General features: G+C 72.0%; 18 protein-coding genes. 7 read left to right on the top strand and 11 right to left on the bottom strand.

Annotated elements, in window-relative coordinates:
- Window positions 1-63 precede the first annotated feature (63 nt).
- The 3 genes from ACFYX4_RS03620 (at window position 64) to ACFYX4_RS03610 (ending at window position 5,169) form a co-directional block, all read left to right on the top strand.
- Window positions 64-1,284, top strand: coding sequence for an ROK family protein (locus tag ACFYX4_RS03620; protein WP_389325150.1), 1,221 nt, complete (start codon window positions 64-66; stop codon window positions 1,282-1,284).
- A gap of 442 nt (window positions 1,285-1,726) precedes the next feature.
- Window positions 1,727-4,474, top strand: coding sequence for a pyruvate, phosphate dikinase (gene ppdK / locus ACFYX4_RS03615; RefSeq protein WP_389325147.1), 2,748 nt, complete (start codon window positions 1,727-1,729; stop codon window positions 4,472-4,474).
- Between the two features lie 389 nt (window positions 4,475-4,863).
- Window positions 4,864-5,169 carry a hypothetical protein gene (locus ACFYX4_RS03610; RefSeq protein ID WP_389325144.1) on the top strand — a complete coding sequence of 102 codons (306 nt, stop codon included), beginning with the start codon at window positions 4,864-4,866 and terminating at the stop codon, window positions 5,167-5,169.
- A gap of 26 nt (window positions 5,170-5,195) precedes the next feature.
- Here the strand turns inward: ACFYX4_RS03610 and ACFYX4_RS03605 are convergent, their stop codons facing one another.
- From ACFYX4_RS03605 to ACFYX4_RS03595, 3 genes are all read right to left on the bottom strand, one after another.
- Window positions 5,196-5,645: an excalibur calcium-binding domain-containing protein gene (locus tag ACFYX4_RS03605; RefSeq protein ID WP_389325141.1), complete on the bottom strand. Its 450-nt coding sequence runs from the start codon at window positions 5,643-5,645 to the stop codon at window positions 5,196-5,198.
- Window positions 5,646-5,755: 110 nt separating this feature from the next.
- The gene (locus ACFYX4_RS03600; protein WP_389325138.1) at window positions 5,756-6,697 is read right to left on the bottom strand and encodes an SMP-30/gluconolactonase/LRE family protein; all 942 of its coding nucleotides are present in this window, start codon (window positions 6,695-6,697) and stop codon (window positions 5,756-5,758) included.
- Between the two features lie 193 nt (window positions 6,698-6,890).
- The gene (locus tag ACFYX4_RS03595) at window positions 6,891-8,051 is read right to left on the bottom strand and encodes an alkaline phosphatase PhoX (RefSeq protein ID WP_389325135.1); all 1,161 of its coding nucleotides are present in this window, start codon (window positions 8,049-8,051) and stop codon (window positions 6,891-6,893) included.
- A gap of 203 nt (window positions 8,052-8,254) precedes the next feature.
- Between ACFYX4_RS03595 and ACFYX4_RS03590 the strand changes: the two genes are divergently transcribed.
- Window positions 8,255-9,184: an oxidoreductase gene (locus tag ACFYX4_RS03590; RefSeq protein ID WP_389325132.1), complete on the top strand. Its 930-nt coding sequence runs from the start codon at window positions 8,255-8,257 to the stop codon at window positions 9,182-9,184.
- Window positions 9,185-9,256: 72 nt separating this feature from the next.
- Here the strand turns inward: ACFYX4_RS03590 and ACFYX4_RS03585 are convergent, their stop codons facing one another.
- Entirely contained in the window at window positions 9,257-11,932 is a 2,676-nt protein-coding gene (locus ACFYX4_RS03585) for a SulP family inorganic anion transporter (protein ID WP_389325129.1), read from the bottom strand.
- Entirely contained in the window at window positions 11,929-12,534 is a 606-nt protein-coding gene (locus ACFYX4_RS03580) for a carbonic anhydrase (protein WP_389325126.1), read from the bottom strand. The genes ACFYX4_RS03585 and ACFYX4_RS03580 overlap by 4 nt, the downstream gene beginning before the upstream one ends.
- 263 nt (window positions 12,535-12,797) lie before the next feature.
- Between ACFYX4_RS03580 and ACFYX4_RS03575 the strand changes: the two genes are divergently transcribed.
- Window positions 12,798-13,895, top strand: coding sequence for a response regulator transcription factor (locus ACFYX4_RS03575; protein WP_389325123.1), 1,098 nt, complete (start codon window positions 12,798-12,800; stop codon window positions 13,893-13,895).
- Window positions 13,892-15,373 (top strand): ATP-binding protein, encoded by a 1,482-nt coding sequence (locus ACFYX4_RS03570; RefSeq protein WP_389325120.1) that lies wholly within the window; start codon window positions 13,892-13,894, stop codon window positions 15,371-15,373. The genes ACFYX4_RS03575 and ACFYX4_RS03570 overlap by 4 nt, the downstream gene beginning before the upstream one ends.
- A gap of 146 nt (window positions 15,374-15,519) precedes the next feature.
- Here the strand turns inward: ACFYX4_RS03570 and nirD are convergent, their stop codons facing one another.
- From nirD to ACFYX4_RS03540, 6 genes are all read right to left on the bottom strand, one after another.
- Window positions 15,520-15,879, bottom strand: coding sequence for a nitrite reductase small subunit NirD (gene nirD / locus ACFYX4_RS03565; RefSeq protein WP_389325117.1), 360 nt, complete (start codon window positions 15,877-15,879; stop codon window positions 15,520-15,522).
- Window positions 15,876-18,473 carry a nitrite reductase large subunit NirB gene (gene nirB, locus ACFYX4_RS03560; protein WP_389325114.1) on the bottom strand — a complete coding sequence of 866 codons (2,598 nt, stop codon included), beginning with the start codon at window positions 18,471-18,473 and terminating at the stop codon, window positions 15,876-15,878. Before nirB ends, nirD begins: the two co-directional genes overlap by 4 nt.
- Window positions 18,473-19,684 (bottom strand): NAD(P)/FAD-dependent oxidoreductase, encoded by a 1,212-nt coding sequence (locus ACFYX4_RS03555; RefSeq protein WP_389325111.1) that lies wholly within the window; start codon window positions 19,682-19,684, stop codon window positions 18,473-18,475. The genes nirB and ACFYX4_RS03555 overlap by 1 nt, the downstream gene beginning before the upstream one ends.
- Window positions 19,685-19,854: 170 nt before the next feature.
- Window positions 19,855-20,538: a class F sortase gene (locus ACFYX4_RS03550; protein ID WP_389325108.1), complete on the bottom strand. Its 684-nt coding sequence runs from the start codon at window positions 20,536-20,538 to the stop codon at window positions 19,855-19,857.
- 234 nt (window positions 20,539-20,772) lie between these two features.
- The gene (locus ACFYX4_RS03545; protein WP_389325105.1) at window positions 20,773-21,297 is read right to left on the bottom strand and encodes a hypothetical protein; all 525 of its coding nucleotides are present in this window, start codon (window positions 21,295-21,297) and stop codon (window positions 20,773-20,775) included.
- Between the two features lie 268 nt (window positions 21,298-21,565).
- On the bottom strand, window positions 21,566-21,991 hold the full coding sequence (locus ACFYX4_RS03540) for a gamma-glutamylcyclotransferase family protein (RefSeq protein ID WP_389325102.1): 426 nt from the start codon (window positions 21,989-21,991) through the stop codon (window positions 21,566-21,568).
- 193 nt (window positions 21,992-22,184) lie between these two features.
- Here ACFYX4_RS03540 and ACFYX4_RS03535 point away from each other — a divergent pair, with 193 nt between their 5' ends.
- Complete coding sequence (locus tag ACFYX4_RS03535; RefSeq protein ID WP_389325099.1) at window positions 22,185-23,831, top strand: M4 family metallopeptidase; 1,647 nt, start codon at window positions 22,185-22,187, stop codon at window positions 23,829-23,831.
- Window positions 23,832-23,892 lie beyond the last annotated feature (61 nt).

Here is a 23,892-nt window from a genome sequence, read left to right as displayed (position 1 = left end):
ACGTCTATTTAACACGCAAAACCCAATATGTAATGCAGGGTTGGGAAACACAAGGGGGTGCGCATGACCGGACAGCCGGGACGGACGGGCAGGAGCGGCGCTCAGGCCGGCGCCGGAGACCTGCTCGCGCTGGTGCGCGCCGGGCGGGCGACGACACGCGGCGCCCTCCAGCAGGCCACCGGTCTGTCCCGGGCCACCGTCGGCCAGCGCCTGGACCGTCTCTTCCGCGCGGGCTGGCTGCGCGAGGGCGCCGGCGGCCCCGTCGACTCCCCGCTCGGCGGCCGTCCCTCCATCACCCTGGAGTTCGACGACGCCCACGCCGTGGTCCTCGCCGCCGACCTGGACACCCGGCACGCGCGCGCCGCCGTCCTCTCCCTGACCGGCGAGATCCTCGCCGAGCACGGCGGCCCGCTGCTGGTCGAGGACGGCCCGGACGCCGTCCTCGGCGAACTGGGCCGCTGGTTCGCCGAACTCCTGGAGAAGGCGGGCCGCCGCGCGGGCGAGGTGTGCGGCGTCGGACTCGCCGTCCCCGGCCCGGTGGACAGCGACAGCGGCCGGGTCGTCCAGCCGCCGATCATGCCCGGCTGGGACGGCTACGACATACGCGGTCGCCTCGCCGGGGCGTTCACCGACCACACGGGCGCACCGCCGGTCCCGGTCCTCGTCGACAACGACGCCAACCTCATGGCGTACGGCGAACAGCGCACCGGACACCCGGACTGCTCGGCGTTCGTGCTGGTCAAGGTGTCGACCGGGATCGGGGCCGGGGTGGTGGTGGGCGGCACGATCTTCCGCGGCGTGGACGGCGGCGCCGGCGACATCGGGCACATCCGGGTCGGCACGGAGGCGCTGTGCCGCTGCGGGGCGTACGGCTGTCTCGCGGCCGTCGCCAGCGGCGGCGCGGTGGCGCGGAAGCTGGCGGAGACCGGGATCCCGGCGGCCTCGGGCTCGGACGTGCGCGATCTGCTGGCCGCCGGGCATCCCACGGCGGCGGCGCTGGCCCGGGAGGCGGGGCGGCAGGTGGGGGACGTGCTGGCGACGGTCGTGACCCTGCTCAACCCGGGCGTGCTGATGATCGCCGGGGATCTCGCCGGGACGCCTTTCCTCACCGGCGTGCGGGAGCTGCTCTACCAGCGGGCGCTGCCGCGCTCGACGGCCGGCCTGGACGTGGTGACCTCACGGCTGGGGGAGCGGGCGGGGCTGGTGGGCGCGGGTGCGCTGGTCGTGGAGCACTTGTACGCGCCGGAGCGGGTGGAGGAACGGCTGGCGGCGCTGGGGGTGTGACGGCCCTGGCGCGTGACGGGGCCGGGGGGTGTGACATCGCCCGGCGCGGGGGGTGTGACGTCGTCCGGATGGTGAAACAGGGCCGCTCGTGACAGCGTGATTCTCGCCACCCTTGATAGGGGTAGCGCTCAGATGAGCGGATCATGAGCGACTGCACTTCCTCAAAGGGTGGCACTGAGTGCCACCTCTTGATCGTTCATCGATCGAAATCAGACGTGGCGCTCGCTGCTCAAATGAGCGTAAACTAGAGCCCGGAACGATGCTTGCGTTCAAGAAGTGAAAACATCGACTGCTGAACGCTTGCCCAGCCTTGACTTTCGATCCCCTGGCGGACGGCTGGTTACGCGCGCACGACGCGCAAGTGGACGTACCCAGAAGCCTTCGATCTGGGTATGTTCCTGGCCGTCAGGGCAGCCACCGCGTCCTCGAGGAGTCGAGACCCGTGTCGGAAAACAAAGATCTCCCGGTAGCCGATCAGGCCGCGAGCGTTGAGGGCGTGAAGTTCGTCTACGACTTCACCGAGGGCAACAAGGACCTCAAGGACCTCCTCGGCGGCAAGGGCGCGAACCTCGCCGAGATGACCAACCTGGGTCTGCCGGTCCCGCCCGGCTTCACGATCACCACCGAGGCCTGCAAGGTCTACCTCGACAGCGGCGAGGAGCCGACGGCACTGCGTGACGAGGTGAGCGCTCATCTCGTCGCCCTCGAGGAGAAGATGGGCAAGAAGCTCGGCCAGGCCGACGACCCGCTCCTCGTCTCGGTCCGCTCGGGCGCGAAGTTCTCGATGCCGGGAATGATGGACACCGTCCTCAACATCGGTCTCTCCGACAAGTCGGTCCAGGGCCTGGCCAAGCAGGCCGGCGACGACCGCTTCGCCTGGGACTCCTACCGCCGTCTCATCCAGATGTTCGGCAAGACCGTCCTCGGCGTCGACGGCGAGCTCTTCGAGGACGCGCTGGAGGCGGCGAAGGCGGCCAAGAAGGTCGTCGTCGACACCGAGCTGGAGGCGGCCGACCTCAAGAGGCTCGTCACCAAGTTCAAGAAGATCGTCAAGACCGAGGCCGGCCGGGACTTCCCGCAGGACCCGCGCGAGCAGATGGACCTCGCCATCAAGGCCGTCTTCGACTCCTGGAACGGCGACCGGGCCAAGCTGTACCGGCGTCAGGAGCGCATCCCCGGCGACCTCGGCACCGCGGTCAACATCTGTTCCATGGTCTTCGGCAACCTGGGCCCCGACTCGGGCACGGGCGTCGCGTTCACCCGCGACCCCGCCTCCGGCCACCAGGGCGTCTACGGCGACTACCTCCAGAACGCGCAGGGCGAGGACGTCGTGGCGGGCATCCGCAACACGGTCCCCCTCGCGGAGCTGGAGTCGATCGACAAGAAGTCGTACGACCAGCTGATGCGGATCATGGAGACCCTGGAGAACCACTACAAGGATCTCTGCGACATCGAGTTCACCATCGAGCGCGGCCAGCTGTGGATGCTCCAGACCCGCGTCGGCAAGCGCACGGCGGGCGCGGCCTTCCGTATCGCCACGCAGCTGGTGGACCAGGGGCTCATCGACGAGGCCGAGGCGCTCCAGCGGGTCACGGGCGCCCAGCTCGCCCAGCTGATGTTCCCCCGCTTCGACGAGGACGCCAAGGTGGCGCAGGTCGGCCGGGGCATCGCCGCCTCCCCGGGCGCGGCGGTCGGCAAGGCCGTCTTCGACTCGTACACGGCCGTGAAGTGGTCGCGTTCGGGCGAGAAGGTCATCCTGGTCCGCCGTGAGACCAACCCCGACGACCTCGACGGCATGATCGCGGCCGAGGGCATCCTGACCTCGCGCGGCGGCAAGACCTCCCACGCGGCCGTCGTCGCCCGCGGCATGGGCAAGACCTGCGTGTGCGGCGCGGAGGAGCTGGAGGTCGACACCAAGCGCCGCCGGATGACCGTCCCTGGCGGCCATGTGGTCGAGGAGGGCGACGTCATCTCCATCGACGGCTCCTCCGGCAAGGTCTACCTGGGCGAGGTCCCGGTCGTCCCGTCCCCGGTCGTGGAGTACTTCGAGGGCCGGATGCACGCGGGCGCCCAGGACGCCGACGAGCTGGTCGAGGCCGTCCACCGCATCATGGCCTTCGCGGACCGCAAGCGCCGCCTCCGCGTCCGCGCCAACGCGGACAACGCCGAGGACGCGCTGCGCGCCCGCCGCTTCGGTGCCCAGGGCATCGGCCTGTGCCGTACGGAGCACATGTTCCTCGGCGACCGCCGCGAGCTGGTCGAGCGCCTGATCCTGGCGGACACGGAGACCGAGCGCGAGGAGTCCCTGAAGGCGCTCCTCCCGCTCCAGAAGCAGGACTTCGTCGAGCTGTTCTCCGCGATGGACGGCCTCCCGGTGACGGTCCGTCTCCTGGACCCGCCGCTGCACGAGTTCCTCCCCGACATCACCGAGCTGTCGGTCCGCGTGGCCCTGGCGGAGTCCCGCCAGGAGCCCCACGAGAACGAGCTGCGCCTGCTCCAGGCCGTCCACCGCCTGCACGAGCAGAACCCGATGCTGGGCCTGCGCGGCGTACGCCTGGGCCTGGTCATCCCCGGCCTGTTCACGATGCAGGTCCGCGCCATCGCCGAGGCGGCGGCGGAGCGCAAGAACGCCAAGGGCGACCCGCGCGCCGAGATCATGATCCCGCTCGTCGGCACGGTCCAGGAGCTGGAGATCGTCCGCGAGGAGGCCGACGCCGTCATCGCGGAGGTCGAGGCGGCGACGGGCGTGGCGCTGAAGCTGTCGATCGGCACGATGATCGAACTCCCGCGGGCCGCCCTGACCGCCGGTCAGATCGCCGAGGCGGCGGAGTTCTTCTCCTTCGGCACGAACGACCTCACCCAGACGGTGTGGGGCTTCAGCCGCGACGACGTCGAGGCCTCCTTCTTCACGGCCTACCTGGAGAAGGGCATCTTCGGCGTCAGCCCGTTCGAGACGATCGACAAGGACGGCGTCGGCTCCCTGGTGAAGCTGGCCGCCGAGGCCGGCCGCGCCACCCGCCCCGACCTCAAGCTCGGCGTCTGCGGCGAGCACGGCGGCGACCCGGAGTCGGTCCACTTCTTCCACGAGGTCGGCCTGGACTACGTCTCCTGCTCCCCGTTCCGCATCCCGGTGGCCCGCCTGGAAGCGGGCCGAGCGGCGACCCAGTCAACGGGCAGCGACCACCGCTGACACGGTTTCAGGACCTCACCGGTCCCTGACCTCGCGGGGCCACCGACCCCACCGAACCCCGGAGCCGCCTCGGTCCCCGACCCTCAGCACCGATCGGGACGGCTCCGGCACGCAAGAGGAGGGCGACACCCTGTGCGGGGGTGTCGCCCTCTGGCGTTTCCTCGGCGGCGCCTCTCAATCTGAGGCCGCTGACCGGGCTGAACGGCGTCTCACTGGCGTGCGCCTATTCGGACTGCGGGCGACGACCGGTGCGACGGCCGGACGGAGTCGCTGATGTGCGCCGGCGTCCGGTGCCGTTGATGTCAGCTGTGGCCCAGGGCGATTGCCGTGGTTGCGGTTCCTGGCTGCCGTACCGCAGGATCCCGGTGGGGGTGACCATGGAAAGACCTGTGCTGGAGAAGCTGTTGGCCGCCGGTGGCGACGAGTTGTCCGCGGCTGCTCTGGCCGCCCTCCGCAGCGGTGCCACCTACCAAGTGTGGGACACAGCGCATCCCGCAGAGCAACATGCCGGGGTCTTTGCGCGCCGACTCCGGCGCATGCGGATGCACGGAGTGGAACTCCTCGGGCTGGAACGAATGGTGCAACTCCTCCGCGAGCATGGCCGGCCGGTGCGCGGAGGTCTGATCGATTCTGCCGATAGGCCCTGGACCTTCCTATTCTACTTCACCGAAGACGGCAGCGCACTGGTGGCCTGAGTTGTCGGGCCATCAGCTTGGCAAGGTCACTCGCAGGCTGAGCCGTCGCCGTCTCGGTCGAGGTGGGGGGCGTAGCCGGGGTCTCCGGTGTGGAGGGGGGCCGCTCCTGCGGCTCGGGCCGCGCTGCAGTTGGCGTAGTAGACGTCGGCGGAGTCGTCCGAGGGGTCGGTGTAGGTGTCTGACGTGGTGTCCTCGTTTGCCGCTGCCGCCGGTGCGGTGACCGTTTCGGTTACCTGGACCTTCACCGTTTCCGTTGCTGTCACCGTCGGGGCCGGCGCCGGCTGTTGTGTCGCCGTCGTCGTGACGGTCACCGTCGGCTGCGGGGTGGCGGAGAGCGGCTTCGCCTCCGTCGTCTTCGGGTCCTCGCTGTTGCCGATGCCCACGCCGATGAGCAGGGACAGCGCCAGGGCCGGCAGGACGTAGCGCTTGCGGGCCCAGCGGGGTGCGGTGGGTGTGTAGGTGTACGGGTTGGTCATGAGCGTCGTCCCCCCAGGGCTGGTGCTTGAGGGGACGACGGTATGACGGCAACGGGTGAAGTGAAGTACGTGTGGCCTAGTTGTGATGGTTCTGTGAACAGCGGGGGAAGTTACAGGGGTACGGCTACCGCCGTGAACGTCGTTTCCGGGGTCTGGGGGCTGGTGAAGCGGGCGTTGACCAGGTAGAGGCGGTTGCCGTAGCGGGCCGCCGTGGTGGGGACGTCGAAGTGGGGGGAGGTGATCGTGCGGGTCAGGGTCGCGGTGGTGGCCCTGCGGTCCAGGGACCAGACGCTGATCAGGTTGAGGCGGTTCTGGACGACGTACAGGGTGCGGCCGATGCGGTAGAGACCGTCGCCGTTGACGACGTCGGCCGCGCCGGTCAGGGTGATCCTCGTGGCGTGGCCCGTCCTGAGGTCGACGTTGTACAGCTCGCCCGGCGTGCTCTTCACGACGATCAGGCTGCGGCCGTCCGGCGCGCCGACGATGCCGTTGGCGTTGTTGACGCCGGGGAGTTGGACCCAGTCGCCGGTGAGCGGGAGGGCGCGGATCGCGCCGGGGCGGCCTCGCGGGACGCCGTACAGCACCGCGTCCCGGGAGTCGGTGAACCAGGCACGGTCGCCGAGGAGGGCGACGTCGTTGATGAAGTGGCCGGTGGGGTCGGTGAGGCGGTGGGTGGCCAGGACTTCCGCGGTGCGGGAGTCGATGACCCGGGCCACCCCGGTGTTGCCGGCGACGTAGAGCAGCCCGTCGCGGTCCAGCTTCAGGCCGATGGACAGCTCGCCGGGGCCGCCGGGGTGGAGGATCTCGCCCTCGCCGGTGCGCAGGTCGGTGCGGTAGATCCCGCCGTTGGCGCGGGAGCCCATGTAGGCGAACGGCCTGCTGCCGATGGCGATGCCCTCGGGGAGCCAGCCATTGGGGAGGGGGAACACCGTCGGCCAAGTGTGCTGAGGAGTACGGGACTTGGCCTCGGCCGGGGTCGTCGTGGCCGCCAGGGTGAGGGCGGCGAGGGCGGCTCCGCCGAGGACGGTGCGGCGGGACGGGTCGGGAGTCATGGTCGGTCCTCCGGGAAGTCGGGGGTGCGGGCGGCGATGCGCGGCGCCCTGGGCTGTGACCGCACGGGGGTGCGGCTCTGCTTCCGCTGTGAACTTCGTTCGCTCGAACGAGTCGCCGCCCGGCCCGGTTCCTCCTCGCTCCTGTCAGGTTCCTTTCAATCTCGCCCGCGCCCAACCTCTTGCGCGCTCCGGCTCACGTCCGGAACGGGCCCCGCACCTCGTACGTGATCCCGCCCGACGAACTCCCCGACGTGCCGCGCTGGCTGGAGAAGTACAGCCGGGTCCCGTCGGGGGAGAAGGCCGGACCCGTGATCTCCGAGGCCGACTGGCCGTCGACGCGGAGGAAGGGGGCGACGACGTCGTTCGGGGTGATCACGCAGATCTCCATGGTCCCGCCGTCCTCCGCCACGAACAGGTCGCCGGAGGCCGAGCCGGTGATGTTGTCGACCCCGGTGAGCGGGGCCGTGCCGGAGGAGACGAGGGAGTCGTCGTACGCCAACTCGTATGTGTTGGCGGTGAGGTTGAGCTGCCAGACGCGGTTGTCGCCCTTCGTGGTGAACCAGACCGTGTCGTCGGCGTAGTGGCAGCCCTCGCCGCCGTTGAAGGACTTCGAGCCCGACACCTGGGTGCGGGTGCTGGTGGGGGAGCCGTCCGGGTCGGGGACGTTCGTCCAGGTGAACGAGCCCGAGGTGGCGCTGCCGGCGACCATGACCTGGAGGGTGCCGGAGGACAGGTTTCCCCAAGTCGTGGGCAGGAAGCGGTAGAAGCGGCCGTTCGTCTCGTCCTCGGTCAGATAGATCGCCCTGCGCACCGGGTCGGCGGCGGCGGCCTCGTGCTTGAAACGGCCCATCGCGGGCCGCTGCACCGCCGCGTTCACGCCCCACGGATCGGTCTCGTACACGTACCCCCGGTCGACCTCCTCGCAGGACAGCCAGGTGTTCCAAGGGGTCTTCCCGCCCGCGCAGTTGGTGCGGGTGCCGGAGAGGATGCGGTACGCCGACGTGACCGTCCCCGTCGCCGAGAACTTCACCGCGCTCGCGCCGCCCGACGGGTTGATCTCCGAGTTGGAGACATAGATCCAGCCACTGCCGTCGGTGTAACAGGCCCCGCCGTCAGGGGCGTTGTGCCAGGTGTACGAGGTGCCGGGGACCGTCTGCCCGGAGCGGGCGATCACCCGGCTGGTGAAACCGCTCGGCAGCCGGATGCCGTTGGCGTCCGGTGCGCCGAGCGCCCCGTACGGGCCCGCGCCGGGCTGGGCCGGCGCGGCGTACGCGGCGCCGCGCCACAGGGTTCCGCCGAGCGCGGCGGAGGACCCGCCCAGCACCGCTGCACGCAGGAGGGTACGACGTTCCACGCTTGCTCCAAGGGTGTGTCGTGACCGGCCCGCCACCGGTCGGCGGCGAGGTCGTGCGGTGAGGGACGCTAGGAGCGCAGGGTAGCCGTGTCGTGGACATGTCGTAACGGGAGAGTGCCCCGGATGAGGACACCTGGGCGAGGCTGCCCGGATGCGTCCGGTGCGTGTGCCTACGCTGGGGGCCGTAGCGGAAGGAGCCCTTCATGGCCGTCGCCTGGAGCACGCGCGACATCCCCGACCAGACCGGCCGCACGGCCGTCGTCACCGGCGCCAACAGCGGAATCGGATACATCGCCGCGCGGGAACTCGCCCGCGCCGGAGCTCGCGTGGTGCTGGCCTGCCGCAGCGAGACCCGGGGGCGCGAGGCCGTCGAGCGGCTCACCGGTGAAGTGCCGGACGCCGACGTGGAGTTGCGGTCGCTGGACCTCGGCGACCTCGCCTCCGTGCGGGAGTTCGCGGCGCGCCTGCCGTACGAGCGGCTCGACCTGCTCGTCAACAACGCGGGCGTGATGGCGCTGCCCTACGGCACCACCGCCGACGGGTTCGAGACGCAGTTCGGGGTGAACCACCTCGGGCACTTCGCCCTCACCGGACTGCTGCTGCCCAGGCTGCTCGCCACGCCCGAAGCCCGCGTGGTCAACGTCTCCAGCATGGCCCACCTGCTGTCGAACATCGACCCGCGCGATCTCAACAGCGAGCGCCGCTACCGCCGTTGGATCGCCTACGGACGTTCCAAGACCGCCAACCTGCTCTTCACGCACGAGCTGGCCCGACGGCTGGAGGCGGCGGGCGCCGGCCTGGTCGTGGCCGCCGCGCACCCCGGGTACGCGTCGACCAACCTCCAGACCGCGGGCCCCCGTCTGGAGGGACGCCGGGGCGTCGAACGGATCGCGGAGCTCGGCAACCGCGTCTTCGCCCAGTCCGCCGAGGGGGGCGCGCTGCCCACCCTGTACGCCGCTACCGCCCCCGACGTGCGCCCCGACTCCTTCACCGGCCCGTCCCGCGCGATGTGGCGCGGAGGGCCCGCGCCGTCGAGGCGCGCCTCCTGGACCCTCGAGGACCGGGCGAGCGAACGGCTGTGGACGGAGTCGGAGCGGCTGACGGGGGTGACGTACGAGGGGCTGAAGGGCTAGCGGACGGGGGGCGGCTCCAGCGGGGGCGGCTTCGGAGGGCGCGGCTTACGAGAGTGCGGCTCCAGGGAGGGGCTAGCCCTGCGCGTACCCGGGGGCGTACTCCTGCGCGTACCGCTCCGCGAAGTCCTCCGGCATGGGGCGGGTGTCCAGGTAGAACCACTCGGCGGTCGGGCCGGGGGCGGCGGCCGTCCCGGGGAAGTCCCCGGTGTCGGAGGAAGCGGCGGCCGTCTCCGGGTAGCCGGTCGGGCGGCGGGGCGGACGGCCGGACGGGTGGCTGGACGGGACTCCGTTCCGGAGGTCGGCCGTCGGGTCCGCCGATCCGAAGCCGGTCCCGGCCCCGGTGCCGAAACCGGAACCGGTTCTGAAGCCAACCCCGGCCCCGGTTCCGAAGCCGGCCCCGGTGCCGGTTCCGAAGCCGGCGGCCGTCGATCCCGTCGCGGTCTCCGTCGAGGAACCCGCCGTGGGACCCGTTGCGGCCCCCTCCGCCACCGGTCGTTTCGCCGGGCCCGGCATCAGCAGTTCCACCCGCAGGCCCTTGCCGCGCTGCTGGGCGGTGAACTCTTCCACCTGGCTGCGGCAGGCGTGGTCTAGGTGGGTCACGCCGGTGAGGTCGAGGCGGATCCGGGGCTTGCCGGACTCGGCGGCGGCCTCCAGCGCCTCGATGACCTGGGGCAGGCGCAGGAACGTCGCGTTCCCGGCCATCACCACTTTCGCGGTGTCGTCCTCGAAGTGCTGCTTGATCACCGTCTGCGACATCCGCACCGCGGCCAGCACGATGCCCGCCGCGAGGCCGAACAGCACGCCCTCCAGCAGCGCCGTCGCCACGATGACCAGCGTGGTGAGGGTCATGACCGCGAACTCGCCGCGGTCCTGCCGCCACATCTTCGGGAACTCCGCGGGGGCGAACAGCTTCCAGCCGCTGTGGATCAGCACGCCCGCGAGGACCGAGATCGGGATCAGCGCCAGCACTTGGGGGAGCAGCAGGGCGAAGGCGAGCAGCCACAGGCCGTGCAGGGTGCGGGACATGCGGGTCTTGGCGCCCGCCTGGACGTTCGCCGAACTGCGGGCCACCACCGCGGTGATGGGCAGCGCGCCGAGGAGGCCGGCGACCGTGTTGCCGGCGCCCTGGGCGATCAGCTCGGGGTTGTAGCGGGTGCGCGGACCGTCGTGCATACGGTCCACCGCGGCGGCGGTGAACAGCGACTCGGCGGACGCGATCACGGTGAAGGTCAGGATCGCGGTGATGATGCCGACGTCCGCCAGACCGGCGAACTGCTCACCGCCGGGCACGTCGACGGCGGCGAGCAGATTGCCCACCTGGAGGGTCTTCACCTCGACGCCGGGCAGCGCGGCGATCGCGATGCCGATGCCGACGGCGACCAGCGCGGCCGGGACCTTGCTGACCGGGCCCGGCGCCTTCTTCCACAGGAAGCTCAGGACGACCGTGGCGATGCCGAGGCCGGCCGCGATCATCGTCTGCGGGTTGCTGACGGTGTCCGCGAGCAGGCCGGGGATGCCGGCCATGTTCTCGATCGGCGTGCCGGGCGCCTTCGCGTCGGCCGCCGGGTACGCCTGGCTGAACATCAGCGGCAGCCCGATGCCCGCGAGCATGCCCTGGACGACGGCCAGGGAGATCGCCTGGAAGAACCGGCCGAGCTTCACCAGTCCGAGGACGATCTGAAGCAGGCCGGAGAAGAGCACGATCACGCCGAGCATGGCCACGCCGTGCTCCATCACCGTCTCCGCGACCAGCGCGGCGAGACCGGCGGCCGGGCCGCTGACCTGGAGGGTGCTGCCGCGGGCCATGCCCACCACCAGACCGCCGATGACACCCGAGATGATGCCCAGCTCGGCGGGGACGCCGGAGGCGACGGCCACGCCGATGCACAGGGGGAGCGCGACCAGGAAGACGACGAGGGACGCGGTGATCTCGGTGGCCAGGTCGCCCTTCGGCCCGGCGGAGGGCTTCCCGCCAGGGGACTTGCCGTCAGGTGACTGCCCGCCAGGCGACTGAGCATCGGAGGACTCACCGCCGAACGCCTTCCCGCCGAACCCCTTGCCCCCGAACCCCTTGCCCCCGAACGCCTTCCCGGCGAAGGCCTTTTCGGCGAGGGAAGCGCCGCCGAAGCGCTTCCGCGGGGCCGCGTCCCCGGGCCCGTCGGAGGCGAAGAGGTCGCTGCGGTCGAAGGGATCGCTGCCGTCCGAGGCGTAGGTCCTGCGGCCGAGGGGAACGGCGCGCTCGGAGGGAGCGGGGGCGGCGGAGGAGGCGGCGCGGGCGAAGGCGTCCGCCGCCCGGTCGAAGGCGGCGCCGCGATCGAAGTCCGCGCCCACGTCGTACGCGGAGCCGCTCGCGAGGGAGGCCGAGTCGGCGTGGGCGGCCGGGCCGCCGAAGGAAGCCGGTTCGCCGAAGGAGGCCGGTTCGCTGAAGGAAGCCGGTTCGCCGAAGGAGGCCGGTTCGCTGAAGGAAGCCGGTCCGGCGTAGGGGGCCGGTTCGGCGTAGGGGTTGCCGCTCTCGGGGGCCGGGCCGGCGGAGGGCCCGGGGCCGAAGGAGCCGAAGGAGTCGAAGGAGTTGGACGGGTCGTAGGGGCCGGAGGCCGCGGGGGCGGGCGGTGCGCCATGGCCGGTGGGGGGCGAGGAGGGCGGGGGAGGGGACTCGGGGATCCCGCCGTCCATCCGGAAGGTGCGTCCCGTGCCGGTCGGTTCCGCGCCGCCCCGGCCCCGGCCGTGCCGGGCGTGTGCGCCGCTCATGCCGCGTGCACCCGGAACAGGCCGTCCTCGTCCAGTTCGTGCACCTGGCCGGTGTCCACCTCGTAGTACCAGCCGTGCAGACGCAGTCGGCCCTCGTCGATCCGCCGACGGGCCGCCGGGTAACTCCGCAGTACGGCCAGCTGGTTGACGACGTTCAGCTGGGCGATGTCGGGCAGCGACGGATCCTCCAGGTCACCGTCCAGGACGGACGCCAGCCTGGGGCGGGCCAGTTGCAGCCAGGCGTCCACGCCGGGCAGCGCGGAGAGGTCGTCGCCCGACTTGAGCGCGCCCATCGCACCGCAGTGGGAGTGGCCGCACACGACGATGTCCTGAACGCCGAGCACCTCCAGTGCGTACTCGATGGTGGCGGCCTCACCCGAGGCGCCCGGCCGGCCGTGCGGTGGAACGATATTGCCCGCGTTTCGCAGCTCGAATATCTCTCCGGGGCGCGCGCCCGTGATGAGTGCGGGTATCACCCGCGAGTCGGAGCAGGTGATGAACAATGCCTCGGGATATTGGCCCTCGGCCAGCCTCCGGTATTCGCCGCTTTCGAAGTCGACCCGCCGCTTGAACGAGCGCGCGCGGTCCAGCAATGCCTTCACGGTTCCTCCCGGTGGGGTATGAACGAGCAGGTCAGGCCTGGTCGGAGGGGGGAGACCGACCAGGCCTGACCTCACCGTAGAGGAGCGATTGCCAGGCGAAGGTTAGAGGAACACTAAACCGCTGACAGGACTGGGACATATTTTGTCCGACGCTGAGCCGCTGATCACACTGCCCTGGATTCGATCGACGTATTCCTGACCGCTCTTGTAGCGTGACGGGTCCACGGAACACGCGAATTCGGTTCACGGGAGAGACGGAACGCATGGGCGTACGAGTCCTGCTCATCGAGGACGACCAGACGATCGCCGAACCGCTGATCGAGGGTCTCGGGCACTTCGGACTGACGGTGCACCATGTGCGCACCGGGGGCGAGGGGTTGAGAGGCCCGTACGGCGATGTCGTCCTGCTCGACCTGGGGTTGCCCGACATCGACGGCATCGACGTCTGTCGCGGCATCCGGCGGACCTCCGACGTTCCCGTCATCATCCTCAGCGCGCGGGGCGAGGAGGCCGACCGGGTGCTGGGCCTGGAACTGGGCGCCGACGACTATCTGGCGAAACCTTTCAGCATGCGGGAGCTGGTGGCCCGGGTGCGGGCCGTGACCCGGCGGACCCAACGGGGCCTGGTGGGAGCGGAGTTCGGCGGCTCGGAGTTCGGTGGCGCGGAGCAGGCCGGCGGTCGTTCCGGTGCCGCGCCCGCCCCTGGGTTCGGAGTCGCCGGCGACCGGGCGGAACCGTTCGGCGGAGAGTCCTTCGGCGGGGAGTCCTTCAGTGGGGACTCCTTCGGCGGCGGCGGGTTCGCCGCGCCGACCGCCCCCGCCGCTTCCACGGTCCCCACTACCCGCGCTGCTTCCTCTGCCCCTGCAACTCCCCCTGCACCGGCCGCTCCCCCGGCCCCCGCAGCCTCCACAGCCTTCGCCCCCGCACCGATTCCCCCGCCCGCCGCCCCCTTCGACCCCGTCCCGCCTCCCGCCGAGGTCGCCGGCGGCGCCGTCGGCCCGCTGGTCGTCGACCGGCGGACGCGGCAGGTGTGGGTCGGGGAGGGGGCCGTGGCGCTCACGCCCAAGGAGTTCGAGCTGCTCGCGCTGCTCACCGAGGACCCGGGCGCGGTCTACTCGCGGCAGCAGATCCTCGACCGGGTCTGGGACCCGCACTACGAGGGCCCGACGAAGACCCTCGACGTCCATATCGCCACCCTGCGGCGCAAGTTGGGCAACCCGGCGTGGATCCAGACGCTGCGCGGGGTGGGGTTCCGGCTGGCGGTGCAGTCGGCGCCGCCGGGTGCGTCGCCGCCGACGTACGATCCGCCGGGGTACGGAGAGTCGTTCTCCTCGCAGCAGTGGTCGGCGGCCTCTCGATGACCCGGCGCCTGCTGCTCAGCTACCTCACGCTCGCCGCGCTGCTCCTGCTCTGCCTGGAGATCCCGCTGGGGTTCGTGTACTCGCGGGGGGAGCGCGAGCGGGTGACCAGCATGGCGAAGGACGAGGCGGAGTCGGTGTCGGCGTTCGCCTCGCTGTCCATCGCGGAGGGGCGGGCCGCGCAGGACCTGCCCGAGCGGGCCGCGCACTGCGCCGAACGGATCGGCGGCAAGGTGCTGATCGTCGACAAGTCGGGCGGTCTGCTGGCCAGTTCGCATCCGCTGACCGCGGTCGAGGAGAGCAGGCTCGCCTCCTGGCCCGGCATCGCCGCCGCACTGCGCGGGACGGCCACGGCGGACGTGCGCACCTCCACCATCGGCGGGGTGGAGTACCTGGCGGTCGCGACCCCGGTGCTCCAGGGCGACGAAGGGCAGGGGGCCGTCCGGATCACCGTGCCGACCCGGATGGTGCACGAACGGGTGCACCACGTCTGGCTGTTGCTGGCGCTCGGCGGACTCGCGGCCCTGATCGCCGTCGCCGTCGTGGGCTTCGCCATCGCCCGCTGGACGGGTCGGCCCATCCGTGAACTGGAGCGTGCCACGCACGAGTTGGCGGTCGGCGGGACCGTCGTCCCGGTGGCGATCACCAAGGGGCCGCCGGAGGTGCGCAGTCTCGCCGCGACCTTCAACCGCACCGCCGCCCGCCTGGAACACCTCCTGGCCTCCCAGCGCGCCTTCGCCGGGGAGGCCTCGCACCAGCTGAAGACACCGCTGGCGGCGCTGCGGCTGCGGCTGGAGAACCTGGAGAACGACATCGCCCTGAACGCCCGGGGCGGCCTCACCGCGGCGCTGACCGAGACCGACCGGCTGGCCCGGATGGTGGAGGGGCTGCTCGCGATGGCCCGCCTCGACGAGAGCGCCGCCGAGCGGGAGCGGGTCGAGCTGGGGCGGGTGTGCGAGGAGCGGCGGCGGGCCTGGGCCCCGCTGTACGAGCGGCACGGGGTGTGGCTGGCGCTGGCGGGGGACTACCCGGGCGAGGTGATGGCGGTGCCCGGGGCGGTGGAGCAGATCCTCGACAACCTGCTCTCCAACGCCCTGCGGGTGTCGCCGCCCGGCAGCACGGTGTCCGTCGACCCGCGTCGGCACACGCCCCACGAACGCCGGTTTCCGCATCGTGCGAACGGGCCCTCGTGGGTCGAGCTGCACGTCATGGACGAGGGGCCCGGGATGACCGAGGAGCAGCGTCGGCGCGCCTTCGATCGTTTCTGGCGGGCGCCCGATGCGCCCAAGGGCGGTACGGGGCTGGGGCTTGCGCTGGTGCAGCGGCTTGCCCATGCGAGTGGGGGTGAGGCGGTGTTGCGTCGCGCCCCGAGCGGCGGCCTGGACGCGGTGATCCGCCTCCCGGCGGTGGGGCGGGGTGGGGGTGTTGCGGGGGTGGCCCGGCCGGCCAGGCCGTTGCAGGAGGTGGCGCCGGGGCGGTGACCGCCATGTCTTCGCCCCCGCCGCCCCTTCCCTTCCCGTCCCTGGGGGCTGCCGCCCCCAGACCCCCGCTTCGGCCCTGAAAGGGCCTCGTCCTCAAGCTCCCCCAGAGGGGGGACCCCCAGACGGGCTGGGAACCAGGAGCGCTGTCAGGTGGTGCGTATCTCGTATGTCGCCACGCGTACCGTCTCGTCGTCCAGGCACTGGCCCGACACGAGGTCGAAGCGCTGCTTCAGCAGGGGGGAGGCGACGAACGGGCGGCCCTGGTGGGTGCCGGTGAGGCCGCGGGAGAGGACCGCCGCGCCGCCGAAGGGGTCGCGGTTGTCGATCGCGTACAGGGCGCCGGCGCGGTCGCGGAACAGGGCGACCTGGCGGCCGTCCGGCAGCAGGGCGGCCACGCCGCGGCCGGGTACCAGGCGGCTGAGGTCGCAGACCGTGAACCAGCCGTCCGTCTCCTCTCCCAGCCGCAGTTGGATCTTGAGCTCGGTCGTCTCGGGTGCCAGGGTCATCGCTGGGCGCTCCCTTCCAGGGGACGGTGGCCGATGGTCAGCAGCGGCAGGTCGGGCTTGATCTGCTCGCGCTCGGGGACGAAGCCGACGACCGGGTCGGGGGTGTCCGGCGCGTTCACGAAGGACACGAACCGGGCCAGCTTCTCGGGGTCGTTGATGGTGGTCGCCCACTCGTCGGCGTAGTGCGCCACATGGGCCGTCATCAGGGACTCCAGCTCCTCGCAGATGCCGAGGGAGTCCTCCACCACCACGTCCCGCACATGGTCGAGACCGCCCGGGATCCGCTCCAGCCAGGTCGAGGTGCGCTCCAGCCGGTCGGCGGTGCGGATGTAGAACATCAGGAACCGGTCGATGAGGCGCACCAGTTCGGCGTCGGACAGGTCCTGCGCGAGCAGGTCGGCGTGGCGCGGGGTCGCGCCGCCGTTGCCGCCGACGTACAGGTTCCATCCGTTGGAGGTGGCGATGACGCCGAAGTCCTTCGACTGGGCCTCGGCGCACTCGCGGGCGCAGCCCGAGACCGCCGACTTCAGCTTGTGCGGGGAGCGCAGGCCCCGGTAGCGCAGCTCCAGGTCGATCGCCATGCGGACGGAGTCCTGGACGCCGTAGCGGCACCAGGTCTGGCCCACACAGGACTTCACGGTGCGCAGCGACTTGCCGTAGGCGTGCCCGGACTCGAAGCCGGCGTCCACCAACCGGGTCCAGATCAGCGGCAGTTGCTCGACCCGCGCGCCGAACATGTCGATGCGCTGGCCGCCGGTGATCTTCGTGTAGAGGCCGAAGTCCCGGGCGATCTCGCCGATCACGATCAGGCCCTCGGGGGTGATCTCACCGCCGGGGATGCGCGGCACCACCGAATACGAGCCGTTCTTCTGGAGGTTGGCGAGGAAGTGGTCGTTGCTGTCCTGGAGGGCGGCCTGCTCGCCGTCGAGGACGTAGCCGCTCGCGCCGATCGTCGGGGCGAGGGAGGCGATGATCGAGCCGACCGCCGGCTTGCAGACCTCGCAGCCGTCGCCGCCCCGGGCGCCGTCGCGGCCGTAGCGGTCCAGCAGGTCCTGGAAGGTGTTGACGCGCAGGGCTAGGACGATCTCGTACAGCTCCTCGCGGGTCTGCGCGAAGCAGCCGCACAGGCCCTTGTCGACCTCGACGCCGCTCGCCTCCAGCTCGGCGGTGACGAGCTGTCCGAGCACCTTGACGCAACTGCCGCAGCCCGTACCGGCCTTGGTGCACTTCTTCACCTCGGGCACGGTGGTGCACCTGTGCTCGGTGACCGCGCCGCGGATCGCGCCCTTGGACACGTTGTGGCAGGAGCAGACGATCGCCTCGTCCGGCAGCGCGGACGGGCCGAGCTGTGCGCCGCCCCCCGAACCGGCGGGCAGGACCAGCGACTCGGGCGAGACGGGCGGGACGGAACCGGTGAACGCCTTCAGCGTGCCGTACGCGTCGGCGTCGCCGACCAGGATGCCGCCGAGCAGTGTGCCGTCCCGGCCGATGACCAGCTTCTTGTACAGGCCGGAGCGGGAGTCGGAGTAGACGACGTCGAGGCAGTCCTCGGCGGTGCCGTGCGCGTCGCCGAAGGACGCCACGTCCACGCCGAGCAGCTTCAGCTTGGTGGACAGGTCGGCGCCGACGAAGGACGCCTCGTCCGAGGCGATGGTCGCCGCCGCCGTCTCGGCCTGCTCGTAACCGGGGGCCACCAGGCCGTACACCCGGCCGTCGACGGCCAGCGCGCACTCGCCGATCGCGAAGACATGCGGGTCGTTCACCGTGCGGCACTGCTCGTCGACCGTGATGCCGCCGCGCTCGCCGACCGTCAGTCCGCAGTCGCGGGCGAGCTGGTCGCGGGGGCGGACGCCGGCGCTGAACACCACCATGTCGGCGGCGAGTTCGGAGCCGTCGGACAGCTTCATGCCGGTGACCGCGCCGGAGTCGTCGACGACGATCTCCTGCGTGCCCACACCGGTGTGGACGGTCAGGCCCATGTCCTCGATGGTGCGCAGCAGCGCGGCGCCGCCGCCGTCGTCCACCTGCACCGGCATCAGGCGCGGCGCGAACTCCACGATGTGGCTGGTGAGTCCGAGGCCCTTCAGCGCGCCCGCGGCCTCCAGGCCGAGCAGTCCGCCGCCGACCACGGCGCCCACCCGGGCCTTGGTCCGCGCGTACTCCTCGATGGCGAGGAGGTCCTCGATCGTGCGGTAGACGAAGCAGCCCTCGGCGTCCTTGTTCGGGACCGGCGGCACGAACGGGTAGGAGCCGGTGGCCAGGACGAGGACGTCGTAGTCGAAGACCTGCCCGGACCGCGCGGTCACCTTGCGGGCCTCGCGGTCCACGGTCTCCGCCGGGTCGCCCACGTACAGCTCGATGCCGTGCGCGGCGATGAACTCCATGTCGGTCATGGAGAGGTCCTCGGGGGTCTTCCCCGAGAAGTACGACGTGAGGGCGACGCGGTCGTAGGCCGGGCGCGGCTCCTCGCAGAGCACGACCACGCGGTGCGTGGCGGTCAGGCCGCGCTCGGCGAGCGCTTCGAGGAAGCGCTGGCCGACCATGCCATGGCCGACGAGCACGATCGTGGGGTTCGCCCCCGGGGTGGCCGTCATCAGAAGCCTCCATCGTTGGTGAGCAGGTGGAGCAGGGGGCCGTCGTCCGGGAGCGGCTCTGCTCCCTCCCAGGCGCGGGCGAGCGCGCCGACGGTGCCGAGTTCGCCGACGAGCACCCCGCCGACCAGGCGGTCGTCGCGGACGACGACCTTGCGGTAGGTGCCGCGGGTGGCGTCGGCGAGCTGCACGACGTCGTCGCCGGGGCGAGGCTCGGTCTCGCCGAACGCGGCGAGGTCGAACGGGCCGTGCCCGGAGAGGGTGAGCCGGGTGAGGGAACGGGTGCCGGTGTAACGGGAGTCGGCGTCACCGGCGAGCAACCCGGCCAGCGCTTCCGCCTGTTCGAGCGCGGGGGCCGCCAACCCGTACACGGTCCCGTCGTGTTGCGCGCAGTCGCCGATCGCGTGGATGCGCGGGTCCGAGGTGCGGAGTCCGTCGTCGACGACGATCCCCTTGCGGACGGCGAGCCCCGCGGCCTTGGCGAGTCCGGCGCGCGGGGAGACCCCGCAGGCCAGCACCACCAGATCGGCGTCGAGGGCGTACCCGTCGGCCATCTCGACGGAGCGGACCGCGCCGCCGACGCAGCGCACGTCCCGCACCCGGCACTCGGTGTGGATCTCCACGCCGAGGCCGACGAGGTGCCGGCGCACCAACTCGGACGCCGCCGGGTCGAGTTGACGTTCCATGAGCCGCTCGGCCTGCTGGGCGAGGACGACCTGCGCGCCGCGCACGGCGAGCGCGCGGGCGGCGGAGACGCCGAGCAGCCCGCCGCCGATGACGACGGCCCGCACGCCCGGCCGGACGGCCTTGGACAGACCCAGGCAGTCGTCCATGGTCCGGAAGGCGTGGACGCCCTCGGGCAGGACGTGGTCCGGGGTGAACAGACCGCGCAGCGGCGGCAGCACGGGGTTGGAGCCGGTGGCGAGGACCAGCGTGTCGTATGCGACCTCCGCGCCGTCCGCGCAGACCACCGTCCGCCGCTCGCGGTCGATGCCGGTGACCCGGGCACGGACCGTCCGGGCGGGCGCGGGCAGCGCGATCACCTCGGGGGCGTACCGGCCGGCCAGCACCTCGGCGAGCAGGACCCGGTTGTACGGGGCGTGCTCCTCCTCGCCGACGAGCAGTGCGGGCGTGCCCAGCTCGCCGAGCCGGCGGGCGAGTCGTACGCCCGCGAGGCCGGCGCCGATCACCACCACACGCGAATTCGAGGTCATGCCGTCGAGCGTGCGGTGCGGAGGTTACCCGACCGCATCACGGTTGTTTCCCGCGAGGAACGCTGCCCTCAGCGGGGCAGGGGGACGGGTGTGAGGGTTACGGACGCCGGGGCGCACCGGGCTGTGAGGCGGCTCCGCCCGCCGGCCCCTGCGTGTCCGCCCCAGCGGGCTCAGCGGCTGCCGGTCAGGTGCGCGAACACGACCAGGTTCCCCTGGTAGCCGGTCGCCCGCGAGTATCCGCCGCCGCAGGTGATCACCCGCAGCTCGGGCCGCCGGGCCGCCCCGTACACCTTCTCGTCGGGGAAGCGGCGCGCCTCGTACACCTCGATGCGGTCCACGGTGAACACCGCGACCCCGCCGTCGCGCCGGTCCACCTCGATCACGGCGCCCTTCTTCAGCGCGCCCAGGTCGTAGAAGACGGCGGGGCCGTCGGCGTCGTCGACATGGCCGGCGACGATCGCGGTCCCCGTCTCGCCGGGGGTCGCGCCGGCCTCGTACCAGCCGGCCAGGTTCTTCCGCTCGGCGGGCGGCGCGTCGAGGCTGCCGGACTCCGTCAGGCCCAGGCCCGTCAGGGGGGCGTCCACGTGGATGGAGGGTATGCGGACGCGGTCGGGCGGGGAGGGCGGGAGCGCGGGCGCGGAGCGGGTGTCGGCGCCGCCGGGGCGGGCCTCGGCGGCGGAGGGCTGGGGCGGCGGGGCGTGCGTGTCGGCGTCGCCGAGCAGCAGCCACACGCCCGAGCAGAGGGAGACCGCGGTGACGGCGGCTATCGCGGTGTTCCCGACCCGCCGCGACCTGAGCGACCTGAGCGGCCTGGGCGTCTTGAGTGACCTGAGTGACCTGAGCGACCTGCGCATTCCGAGTGACCCGCGATGTCCGAGTGATCTGCGATGTACGAGCGCCCTGCGCATTCCGAGCGACCTGCGTGTTCTGCGCGCTGCGAGTGCTGTGCGCCTTCCGAGTATCTTGCGCATCCGGCGATCCCCTCTCGGTGGAACGGGGCCCCATACCCCCCTCCGGGCCGCGAGGGGCGTCGGACCCGGAGGGGGAGGGACATGCGGTACCGGCGGACGGACAGCGGAGGGTGTCCGTCAGATCCTGTCGCCTCTCGCCCGGCGATGCAGGAGCCAGGTACCGCCCGCGGCGGCGACGGCGAGAGCCGCCACGCCGGCCGCGGTCTGTACGGGGTCGGGGCCCAGAGCGCCGCCGACCCCCGTCTTCACAATTCCGCGCGGGTACACCTGCTGCCGCACGGAACTCAGCGTCACCACCAGGTCCCCGGTGATCCGCCGCCCGTCGGTCGCGCACTCCGCGACGATCTCGTACGTCCCCGGATGCGCGCTCGGCGGCACCCGGAACCGGCCGGCCGCCTCGCCCCCTTCCGTGCCGGGCGCGACCGTGAAGCGACCCGCGCCGACCGCGCCCGCGTCGCCCGCCGCCGCCCCGCGTCCGCCGCACGCCGTGGTGGTCACGGTGACGTCGCCGCCGGGGACGGCGGTGGCGGGGGACACCTCCAGACGGCCGCCGCCGGTGCCGTACGCGGGCCCGGTGACCGTGCCCGCGGCGGCGAGCGCGAGCGCTCCACCGGTCAGCAGGCGGGCGGCCGTTCGTCGCATCGGTGCTCCTCGAACTCGTCCAGGACCACGACCCGCGGCACCCCCATGTGCCGCTGCGTCGGTCGTGCCCTGCTCCTCCGAGGAAAATCCCAGCGCCGCGACCGCGCTTCCTGAGAAAACGTCAGAAATGGGATGAACGGGTGTCAGGTGGGCTGCCCGGAAGCCCACCGAAAGGTCTGTTTGTGCAGGTCAGGGCCGGTCACGGCCGCGCGGGGGCGTTCGCGCGGAAAAGCCCGCGAAGAGCGTGTGAACGGGTGACCGCCCGCCCTCATCGGCCCCGGTCGCGCCAGTCGCCGGAGTCGATGCGCCTGCCCCGGGTCCGCAGCCTCGCCGCGACCGGCTCGGCGGCGACGTACACCCACGCCCGCACCGGCCGGCCGTCGGCGCCCCGGATCACCTCGCGGGCCACGCGTTCGTACAGGTTGCGGGGGTCGCCGGGGCGGTGGTCCTCCAGGCGGTCCAGTTCGGCGAGCAGGGGGCCGTAGGCCTGGGGGAGCGCGGTGACGAGGTCGCCGGACACCGTTCCGCCGGGCTCCTCCACCGCGTACGGATAGCCGGGCCCGTCGTACAGCACCGCGTCGCTCAGCCGGGCCGGCTCCTCGGCGTGGGTGCGGCCGCGCAGGAAGAGGGCGTGGTTGGGCTCGCCGGGACGCAGGGTGCCGTAGACGAAGAAGGGGAGTTCCGGGGTGGTCACGGAAACGATTCTCTCCCCCCTCTCTCCCCTCACGGCACCCGCACCGCTCCCGCACGCGGCGCTATGGACATGACATGTCATGCCCTCTTAAATCTCAGGACGACCTCAGCGCCACCCCCACGCGCCTCACGGCGCAGCACGCCTTCCCGAACGCGCCCCCGTGCGCGCGTTCCCGAGGACACCGAGGAGACAGATGCGTCGGATACGGCAGCACGCCCGAGGCTCCCGACTGGCCACCGCCGGCATCGCCGCGACCACGGCCACCATCATGGCCGCCGTACTCACCCCGGCCGCCGACGCGGCCGACCGCCCCACCCGGGCCGCCGCGCTGGACAACGCGGCCACCGCGCTCGCCGACCACGCCGCGAGCCTGGGCCTGACCGCCGCCCAGGGCACCGCCGTCCGGGACGTGATCGTCGACAAGGACGGCGCCCAGCATGTCCGCTACGACCGCACCTACCGCCAACTCCCCGTGCTAGGCGGTGACTTCGTGGTCCACCTGGCCCCCGACGGCGCCTACCGCGGAGCGGACCGTGCGACGAGGAGCGAGATCTCGCTGCCCGGCATCACCCCCACGCTGACCGCCCCGAAGGCCGCCGACACCGCGGCGAACGCCCTGCGGGCCGCGCACCTCGGCGAGTCCCTGAAGAAGGTCACCGCGAAGCCGCGGCTGGTCGTCGACGCGCTGCACGGCGCGCCGAGGCTGGCCTGGCAGACGAACGTCGCCGCCCTGGACGCCCAGGGCAACCCCGTCGCCCGCGCCGTCCTGACCGACGCCCGCACCGGCGCCCAGATCGACGCCTGGGACACCCTGGAGACCGCGACCGGCGACGGCAAGTCCCTCTACGGCGGCACCGTCCCGGTGGAGACGACCCTCTCGGGCTCGACGTACCAGCTCAAGGACCCCACCCGCGGCAACACCTACACCGGCGACGCGGCCAACAAGACCGACCTGTGCATCTTCGGCATCTGCATCAGCCGCGCCCCCTCGACGGTCTTCACCGACGCCGACAACCACTGGGGCACCGGCGCGACCGCCGACCGCGCCACGGCCGCCGTGGACGCCCAGTACGGCACCGACGTGACCTGGGACTACTACAAGAACGTCCACGGCCGCAACGGCATCGCGAACGACGGCAAGGGCTCCTACAACCGCGTCCACTACGGCAACCGGTACAACAACGCCTTCTGGGACGACAGTTGCTTCTGCATGACCTACGGCGACGGTGACGGCACCCTGCTCGGCCCGCTGGTCTCCCTGGACGTCGCCGGCCACGAGATGAGCCACGGCGTGACCTCGAAGACCGCCAACCTGACCTACTCGGGCGAGTCCGGCGGCCTCAACGAGGCGACCTCCGACATCTTCGGCGCCCTCGTGGAGTTCCACGCGGGGAACTCCTCCGACGCCGGCGACTACCTGATCGGCGAGAAGATCGTCCGCTCCGGGTTCGGCCGGGACGCCCTGCGCTACATGGACAAGCCCAGCAAGGACGGCAACTCCGCCGACTACTGGAGCAGTTCGGTGGGCGGCCTCGACGTCCACTACTCCTCGGGCGTCGCCAACCACTTCGCCTACCTCCTCGCGGAGGGCAGCGGCACCAAGACGATCAACGGCGTCACCTACAACTCCCCGACGTCCAACGGCTCCACGGTGACGGGCATCGGCCGGGACAAGCTCGGCAAGATCTGGTACCGCGCCCTGACCGTTTACATGACTTCCTCCACGAACTACGCGGGAGCGCGCACGGCGACCCTGAACGCCGCCCGCGACCTCTACGGCTCCGGCAGCACGGAGCACAGCGCGGTGGCGGCGGCCTGGAGCGCGGTGAACGTCAACTGACCGTCGTACGGCGGGCGATCCGCCTCCCGGGCGGGCAAACCCGCTTCCCCGTACCCCCCTG

Origin of the sequence: Streptomyces sp. NPDC002328 (assembly GCF_042890065.1) — a bacterium.
In the GTDB taxonomy this organism is placed as follows: domain Bacteria; phylum Actinomycetota; class Actinomycetes; order Streptomycetales; family Streptomycetaceae; genus Streptomyces.
Note: the sequence above shows the minus strand (reverse complement) of the source record. Positions and strands in the feature narration are given on the sequence as shown.